The organism is Roseiarcus sp., from assembly GCF_049514155.1.
GTDB lineage: Bacteria > Pseudomonadota > Alphaproteobacteria > Rhizobiales > Beijerinckiaceae > Roseiarcus.
Map to the genome: position 1 here is coordinate 1 of NZ_JBEKVH010000170.1, position 7,474 is coordinate 7,474.

The following is a 7,474-nucleotide window of genomic DNA, read 5'->3' on the forward strand; positions in this document are numbered from 1 at the left end:
CAACGCGTTCGCAAAAGTATCGGCCGTCACACGGTGAAATACCCGAACGAACCCGTGCGCCCGAAGTCCCCCAAAGCCGCCCAAGCGCCAAACTGAACGTCGTCATGAATAGGAAGGGCTAGATCGTGCATCAACGACAGCGATCCGATTGATGCTCGAGTCACGCGGAGCGTGGATGAAAGCTGCGCGCTTCACCCCCCTCCCCGATTCACGATCTTCGACGCGGCGCGTCCTTACCACCATGAATTTCCCACCGACAAACCGCCATCGACAACGAGCGTATGGCCATTGACGAAGCTCGCGTCTTCGGAAGCCAGGAATGCGACCGCATGAGCAATGTCATCCGGCGCTCCCAAACGACCCACCGGCGTATGAGCGAGCCCCGCCTCGCGTCGTTCGGGATTGGCGTCCATATAGCCGCGAGTCATGGGAGTTACGATGATGCCCGGGGCAACAGAGTTTACGGTGGCGCCCAGCGGCCCCCACTCAAACGCAAGCGCCCGCACGAACCCATCCACGCCCGCCTTGGCGCCGCTGTAGGGCGCCCGTAGCCTCATGCCTTGGATCGCATTGAGCGAGCTGATGGCAATGAACCGCGCTCCTGGCTGCTTCAGGGCGAGCGGAGCGAACACCCGGAAGGTGGTCATCAGACCATAGAGATTGACGTCAAGGACGGAGCGTAGTTCCTCGTCGGTGACATCGAGCGTGAGCTTGCGAACACCGATACCGGCACACGCAACCACCGTACGCAGCCGCACACCCGCTTGAGCAAGTTCATTGGCAATCTCGACAAGCCTGGCGCTACTCGAGACGTCGGCCTTTAGAACATACGGCCGCCGAACGCCACGTTCCTTGACCTGCCGGTCGAGTTCTCCCACGTTGTCCTCGCCACGCCGCGACACCGTGTACACCTGCTTCCCGGCGGCGGCAAAATGCAGTGATATGGCGAGCCCAATCCCGGTCGTTCCGCCGGTTACGATGACCGCGTCGCCCTGATCGTTCACAAATGAAGTAGACACGTTGCCTCCCCATGGCCTTTTGTTGGAAAACTTACGTCGCGCAAAGAAGTCTGCAATTCAAAGAGCCGAATCCCGCTTACGCCGACCTCAGCTGCAATTGAGCGTTCCGTCCCACGTGCCCACCTCTCTGCTTGCGTCCTCCTCGGTGACGCCTCATCTCGTTCTCTCGTTGGCGCCCGACATCGGTCCGATGGCGCGCAACGCCCGCTTCAGGGCCACCAGCTTTCGGTCGCGTTCGCGCATCAGATCTTCCGCGCTCCGTCCGCCCCAGTCGAAATAGCCTGCACCGACTTCGAGGCGCGGCCCTGGGCAGGCATGCTATCCATCGTGGCGCTGGAGGCGCCTACCGGCGGCGATTCACCGGGAATGAACCGCTTCATCACCACCGGCTTCTTGCCTATGGCGGCCACAACGTCTCGCACTGTCTCCACTACCGCCGGGTCGGTGCGCACCGCCGCACAACTCCAACCCAAAGGTGCGGCGGTTGCGAACTAACGAGGCTACCGTGTCACAGCGATAGGCTCGATCTCGCCGGCCCTATGCCCAGCTGCGACAAACGGCGCTTTGGACGGCCTCATCAACGGGCTCAGCTACTTCTCACGCGGGATCACGCCTTTCGTCAGCACAACGTTGCCATAGAACCGGCGCTCGCCTGTGAGCACGATCGCGTATGCAGCGTTTGCTACCGACGTAAAGGCCTCGTGTTCCATCCGCTTTGCGGGCTTAGCGCCGTGGCCCCGCAGCACGGAATTGATGTCGGCGACCACCGACTCATGCTCGGGTGGCGCATCCATCACGAACGCTCGGTTGGGCACTGCGACGTCGAGCGGCAACACAGACAGCACCGCCTCGAGAACCTTTGTCACTGGCGCACCCGGAACTGGGATGACGCGACGACCGCTTGTGGCTGGATAGTTGGCGTCGACCAACGCTATCGTGTCGCCATGACCCATAGCAGCGAGCGCATGCAACAGGTCCGGCGTCAGCAGTTCATGAAGACCAATCAGCATTGCCAGATTTCCCGATTTTTATTCTGCAAAATTCCACGTCTCCCGATCGACAGAGAACTTTGGCCCTCTGCCAAACTTGGCGCATACCTTCCCGTCCTACTCGCCTGGTCAAGCGTGCCAGAGCCGCGCAGTGACGCCGCCATCGACGTAGAGCGTTGTGCCAGTGATGAAGGACGCTTCGTCACTGGCCAAGAAGGCGATCGCTGCGGCGACCTCCTCCGACCTTCCAAGGCGCCCCAGCGGCTGCTTCTCAAGCATGCTCGCCAGCGCCGCCTTGGGATCCGGAATCGAGTCGAGCCACAACTGAGTCATCGCTGTATGGATCACACCGGGCGCCACGGCGTTCACCCTAACATGCGGCGCCAGTTCCAGCGCGGCGCTGCGCGTCAGGCCGAGCACTCCAGCCTTGGATGCCGCATAGGCCGCAAAATTGCCGATCGTCGCAGCGGCATGAAACGAGGCGAGATTCACCACCGCCCCATGCCCACTCGCCACTAGCGCAGCCTGTGCGGCCTTCAAACCGACGTAGAGCGCGCGTAGGTTGATCGCGTGCAGATGGTCCCAGTCGTCCGTCGTCGTATCGGCGAGCGACTTCGGGAGCGAAACGCCAGCATTATTCACCAGCACATCGAGACCACCAAAGTGCTTAATCGCCTGGGCGACGCCGCTCTCGACATCTTGCGGCCGCGAGACATCACCTTGAATAAAGAAAGCCGTATCCGAGCCGAGTTCGTCGGCGACCGCCCGACCGGACGCGAGGCGATCGAATAGCGCGACTTTGTACCCGTCCTTAGCCAAGCGCCGGCCGGTGGCCGCGCCGATGCCGTTGGCCGCGCCGGTAATCAAAGCGATTCTTGCCGTCATGTCACCTTCCTCCGGAACCATTCGGCGCCGACAGCCGACGCCGGCGGCATGCAACAGTTTCCATCCTAAAACGGGCATGCGCCGCTGCAGCGATCTTCAGAAGCCGGCACATGCTGTTGTAATGAGGATCCCTTCCGCGATCGCCAGCGTCAGGCAAGGACTGAAAGCCAGCTGATTGAATGCCGGCGAGATCCTGGGCCGTGAGATTGACGATGTCGTGTGCCCCAATCACCACCGCGACGTCGGCGCCCGAAAAGTTTCCATTGAGTTCGTCAATCTTGAACACGAGTTCGTAAGGCTCCTTCCCGAGCGATGCCTTGAGGAGCATCAGCGAGCGCCGCAACCCGGGCTCCGCCTTTCTCTCAACTGCCCACAAGACATGTTCACCCGCTATGCAACCCCGAAGCGCCTCCGTATCGCCTCTACCTGCTCAGGGGTCAGCGGCCGCGTATCTTCATGGCGCAGCATGAGATAAATTCGCGCCGTCTCTTCGAGCTCTTCGACCGCGTACATGGCGTTCTCGATGCTCGAACCGGCGACCACTGGACCATGATTCGCCAGAAGCACAGCATGGTGTTTCCCCGCGAGCGCCGCGACTGCGTCCGCCAATTCAAGATCTCCCGGCGGATAGTACGGAACAAGCGGCAAGCGTCCCACTCTCATCACATAATAAGCCGTCAAAGGCGGTAGGCAGTCGTGCTGATCCAACCCGTTCAGGCACGACACGGCCACCGAATGCGTAGAGTGCAGGTGGATCACCGCATTCATTTCGCCGCGTTGTTCATACATAGCGCGATGAAGGAAGCTTTCCTTGGTCGGTTTGTCTCCGGCAATCAGTTGGCCCGACTCGTCCAGCCGCGACAAACTTGCTGGATCGAGCTCTCCTAGAGACGCGTTCGTCGGCGTCATCAGCCAACCGCCGTCCGGGTGCCTGACCGAAATGTTGCCAGTCGACCCAAAGGTTAGCCCTCTGGCAAAAATTGACGCCCCGATTAGACAGAGACGCTCTCGGATGCTTGCGTCGCTCATCATCTGATTCCACTTCGATAAACGCTCCTATTCGCACAGATCGCTTCGCGAATGGAGCCCTCCCCTTCGAACGCAGCGATTGAGCCGCGCGGTTGCGGCGCTTGGCCATGCTTTCGCTTATTCGGCGTTCGCCATAGGATATTCTTCCGCGTCGAACACCGTGTGGATGATGTCCCCATCGAACATCGTCAGAATCCGCTTCGTCAGTTGACGACTCTCGGCTCGCACGTCCGAGGCGAGCGCTTTCGCAATCGCGTCTTTCGAGGGGAAACGCAGGCAAAGCACGAGCTCGAAGCGGGGTTCGTCTTTATCGCACTCGTTTTGCCTCAACACACGGACTTCCTGCGCACCCGGAAACCGCACCTGCAGCTTCACGAGTTCCTCCCGCACCGCCCGATTGAAAGCTTCCTCGAAGCCAGGCTTGATTCGGCCACGAAAGAAGGTACAACGAATATACATTTCTGCCTCTTGATTTAGCCGCGACTGAAGGCCGCAAACTTGGCCAATCGTCTCGCCGGCGGTCTTAGTCTATCCTCTGCCGATGTAGGGCATTGTCACGGGCAGGACCGTTAACCACTGCACGTTTGCGTCGGGCGGCAACGACGCCATAAACAGGACGGCTTTCACTACCTGATCGAGAGCGATCCGCGGCTCGGGCCGAACAGAGAGATCAGCCTGCAGCACTCCGGTGCTCATCCTCGTCGTCATGTCCGTCGCTGCGTTGCCGATGTCGATCTGGCCGACCGCGATATTGTACTTTCGCCCGTCCAGGGACGCCGCTTTCGTCAACCCCGTTACACCGTGTTTCGATGCCGTATAGGGCGCCGAATTCGGCCTCGGAACTTCCGACGAAATCGACCCATTGTTGATGATGCGCCCCCCCTGCGGATCTTGTTGCTTCATCAATGTGAACGCTTGCTGGACGCAGTAAAAGACGCCGGAGAGGTTGGTATCGATCACCGATTTCCATTGCTGTGCGCCCAGTTCCTCAAGAGGAACTGCTGGGACGTTTGTGCCAGCATTGTTGAATAGCAGGTCCAGCCGTCCGAATTTCCTTCTCACAGCCTCGAACAACGCCGTGACCGACGAATCGTCGCTAACGTCGCTGGCAATCGCCAGCGCCGCTGGACCGATCTCGCGCGCAACCGCATCGAGCGCGTCCTGCCGTCTTCCGGCAATCGCAACGACGTAACCCGCCCGCGCAAGACCTAGCGCCACAGCTCTCCCGATTCCCGAACTGGCCCCCGTTACAAGTGCAAACTTGCTCTTCTCAGCCATCGCAGCCTCTTGCCTTAAGCGCCTCTCCTGCGCGACGCGCCGGTCGACCGTTCATTTCAGAATCGCTAGCGCGTCGCTGAAGAAGTCTGGACCGCCGAAATTTCCGGACTTCAGCGCGAGCGCCATGTCTCGCCCGGCGCCTCCGATCGTGCGCAGCGCAGGCACGCCAGCCGCAATCTCCGGTCCGACAAGGAATCCGGGCAGCCCCAAACGATCGACCACTGCGCCTGCTGTCTCGCCGCCTGCGACAATTAGTCGGCGCACTCCGCGCGCGACCAAGTCCGCCGCGATTGTCGCCATGCACTCTTCGATGGCTTTTCCGGTCGTATCTCGACCGTACCGGGCCTGCAGCTTCGCAACCTGCTCGGCAGAGGCCGAACTCGCGATCAGAACCGAACCTAGCTCCAGACGTTCTTGTGCCCACGAAACCGCCATCTCCGCTTCCGCTCCCGCGCGCCCCCCGACCACGGCGTCCACGTCAAGAAGCAGTACCGGCATCACCGCCCGCGCCTTCTCAATCTGCTCCAACGTCGCTTTGGAGCAGCTGCCCGCAAGGCACGCCGCGGCGCCCCCCACCGGCGCTCCGAGCGAAGAAGAACCGTTGCTCGCGCCTACCCGACCCCCTCGTACGAGGCTGCGCGCCAACCCAAGCCCCAATCCTGACGCGCCAACCGACAATCCCATCTCCAGCGCCACTGCGCCTATGGTCTCGAGATCAGTCGGAAACACCGCGTCGACGACCGCGACGCCCACCCCGCTTGCGGCCAATGCGCCAATTGCTTCGCGAAGCCGAGGTTCCCCCTGCGCGACGGTTTGCAAATCGATGAGCCCGACCCTCACACGACTTTGTCGTCCCAACACGCGCACCAGGTTTGCGTCGCGCATGGGCGTAAGCGGGTGATCTTTGAGCGAGCTCTCGTTCAACGGCACATCGTCAACAAAGAGGTTGCCTTTGTAGACTGTGCGCCCTGTCTCCGGAAACGCGGGCGTCACCAAAGTCAGCTCTTGCTTCCGGTCCGCCCTCAATGAATCCATTACTGGGCCGATATTCCCAGCGTCTGTCGAGTCGAACGTCGAGCAGATCTTGTACAACACATGCGAGACGCCGCGCGCCCGCAACCACGCATCCGCCACTCGTGCAGATTTGACCGCGTCCGCGGCGGCGACGGAACGAATTTTCAGCGCGATCACAATCGCATCGACTTCAGGTAGCGCTACCTCCGCGCTCGGAACGCCGATCAGCTGAAGGGTGCGAAGTCCGTTTCGGGTCAGCGTATTCGCAAGGTCGGACGAACCAGTATAATCGTCCCCGATACAGCCCAAAGCCAATGCCATAATTCATCTGCCCGCATATGGACTGAACCACCCTAGTCCCTCTGCAGTCCCCTGTTTCGGATTGTATTCGCAGCCAACGAACCCCGAGTACCCAAGTCGCTCCAGTTCATCGAATAACAATGTATCATTCAACTCTCCAGTCATGGGCTCGTTTCGACCTGGCACGCTCGCCGTCTGAATATGCCCAATTATCGGCATAAGACGTCGAAGCGCCATTATTACATCTCCACTTATAATCTGTCGATGATAGATATCGAATTGAAGTTTGACGTTTGAAATATTAAGCTCGCGTATTACCGTCTCAGCAAATGAGAACGCATTAAGAAAATACTTAGGCATATCCCTACTATTGATAGGTTCCAGAACCAGATCGAGCCCTTGCTTGCCAACTTCCCGCGCCGCCCACTCGACCGAACGCCGATATGCCTCAATTGCCCGTGGATCATCGGGATCCGCGTTTCCTGCCATCAGGTGCAGCCGCCTGACGCCGGTCGCTGCAACGTAGGAGAGCGCTTTCCCGACCCCATCCTGCAGCTCGCCAAATCTCTCTGGAAGAGCGGCGAGCCCTCGCTCTCCTGCCGACCAATCCCCCGGAGGCAGATTGAAGAGCGCTTGCGTCAGTTTGTGTCGCGAAAGGCCCTCGCCGATCGCCTCTGCCGAATAGTCGTAGGGGAAAAGGAACTCGACAGCCTTGAAACCGGCATCTGCGGCCGCTTCAAAACGCTCAAGAAAACCTCGCTCCTTGAACATCATCGAAAGATTGGCGGCAAAACGTGGCACAATAGCTCCTTAAGACATTATGTCTTCAAACAGAAACCTTGCCCGGTAACGGCGTGGAGGTGATTTGCGCGTAGACACGAGCCACCGATATATCGTCTTCCGCGCCCATGCCCGCCCCCGAAGCCATCAGAAACATTTGCAGGGCCGCTGCCGCCACGG

At 60.0% G+C, this 7,474-nt stretch carries 9 protein-coding genes and 1 pseudogene; all 10 read right to left on the reverse strand.

The window, feature by feature from the left end:
* Nucleotides 1-233: 233 nt before the first annotated feature.
* A complete protein-coding gene (locus tag ABSF49_RS18450; RefSeq protein ID WP_424114106.1) occupies nt 234-1,019 on the reverse strand; it encodes an SDR family NAD(P)-dependent oxidoreductase in 786 nt (261 codons plus the stop codon).
* A 590-nt stretch (nt 1,020-1,609) separates the two neighbouring features.
* Nucleotides 1,610-2,029 (reverse strand): RbsD/FucU family protein, encoded by a 420-nt coding sequence (locus tag ABSF49_RS18455; protein ID WP_424114107.1) that lies wholly within the window; start codon nt 2,027-2,029, stop codon nt 1,610-1,612.
* 108 nt (nt 2,030-2,137) lie between these two features.
* Nucleotides 2,138-2,893, reverse strand: coding sequence for an SDR family NAD(P)-dependent oxidoreductase (locus ABSF49_RS18460; protein ID WP_424114108.1), 756 nt, complete (start codon nt 2,891-2,893; stop codon nt 2,138-2,140).
* Nucleotide 2,894: 1 nt separating this feature from the next.
* Nucleotides 2,895-3,221, reverse strand: a complete 327-nt coding sequence (locus ABSF49_RS18465) for an NAD(P)(+) transhydrogenase (Re/Si-specific) subunit beta (protein ID WP_424114109.1) — start codon at nt 3,219-3,221, stop codon at nt 2,895-2,897.
* Nucleotides 3,222-3,283: 62 nt separating this feature from the next.
* The gene (gene otnC, locus ABSF49_RS18470; RefSeq protein ID WP_424114110.1) at nt 3,284-3,922 is read right to left on the reverse strand and encodes a 3-oxo-tetronate 4-phosphate decarboxylase; all 639 of its coding nucleotides are present in this window, start codon (nt 3,920-3,922) and stop codon (nt 3,284-3,286) included.
* 117 nt (nt 3,923-4,039) lie between these two features.
* A complete protein-coding gene (locus ABSF49_RS18475) occupies nt 4,040-4,381 on the reverse strand; it encodes a putative antibiotic biosynthesis monooxygenase (protein ID WP_424114111.1) in 342 nt (113 codons plus the stop codon).
* Between the two features lie 69 nt (nt 4,382-4,450).
* On the reverse strand, nt 4,451-5,200 hold the full coding sequence (locus ABSF49_RS18480) for an SDR family oxidoreductase (RefSeq protein WP_424114112.1): 750 nt from the start codon (nt 5,198-5,200) through the stop codon (nt 4,451-4,453).
* A 51-nt stretch (nt 5,201-5,251) separates the two neighbouring features.
* Nucleotides 5,252-6,535 (reverse strand): 3-oxo-tetronate kinase, encoded by a 1,284-nt coding sequence (otnK, locus tag ABSF49_RS18485; RefSeq protein ID WP_424114113.1) that lies wholly within the window; start codon nt 6,533-6,535, stop codon nt 5,252-5,254.
* A gap of 3 nt (nt 6,536-6,538) precedes the next feature.
* Nucleotides 6,539-7,315 (reverse strand): 2-oxo-tetronate isomerase, encoded by a 777-nt coding sequence (gene otnI / locus ABSF49_RS18490; RefSeq protein ID WP_424114114.1) that lies wholly within the window; start codon nt 7,313-7,315, stop codon nt 6,539-6,541.
* 25 nt (nt 7,316-7,340) lie between these two features.
* Nucleotides 7,341-7,474 (reverse strand): annotated as a pseudogene (locus ABSF49_RS18495) (NAD(P)-dependent oxidoreductase); the annotation flags it as partial.

What these genes read in the sequence shown, in the direction of transcription:
- ABSF49_RS18455 (WP_424114107.1), bottom strand. Translation starts at nt 2,029, where the DNA reads ATGCTGATTGGTCTTCATGAACTGCTGACGCCGGACCTGTTGCATGCG.
- ABSF49_RS18460 (WP_424114108.1), bottom strand. Translation starts at nt 2,893, where the DNA reads ATGACGGCAAGAATCGCTTTGATTACCGGCGCGGCCAACGGCATCGGC.
- ABSF49_RS18465 (WP_424114109.1), bottom strand. Translation starts at nt 3,221, where the DNA reads ATGCTCCTCAAGGCATCGCTCGGGAAGGAGCCTTACGAACTCGTGTTC.
- otnC (WP_424114110.1), bottom strand. Translation starts at nt 3,922, where the DNA reads ATGAGCGACGCAAGCATCCGAGAGCGTCTCTGTCTAATCGGGGCGTCA.
- ABSF49_RS18475 (WP_424114111.1), bottom strand. Translation starts at nt 4,381, where the DNA reads ATGTATATTCGTTGTACCTTCTTTCGTGGCCGAATCAAGCCTGGCTTC.
- ABSF49_RS18480 (WP_424114112.1), bottom strand. Translation starts at nt 5,200, where the DNA reads ATGGCTGAGAAGAGCAAGTTTGCACTTGTAACGGGGGCCAGTTCGGGA.
- otnK (WP_424114113.1), bottom strand. Translation starts at nt 6,535, where the DNA reads ATGGCATTGGCTTTGGGCTGTATCGGGGACGATTATACTGGTTCGTCC.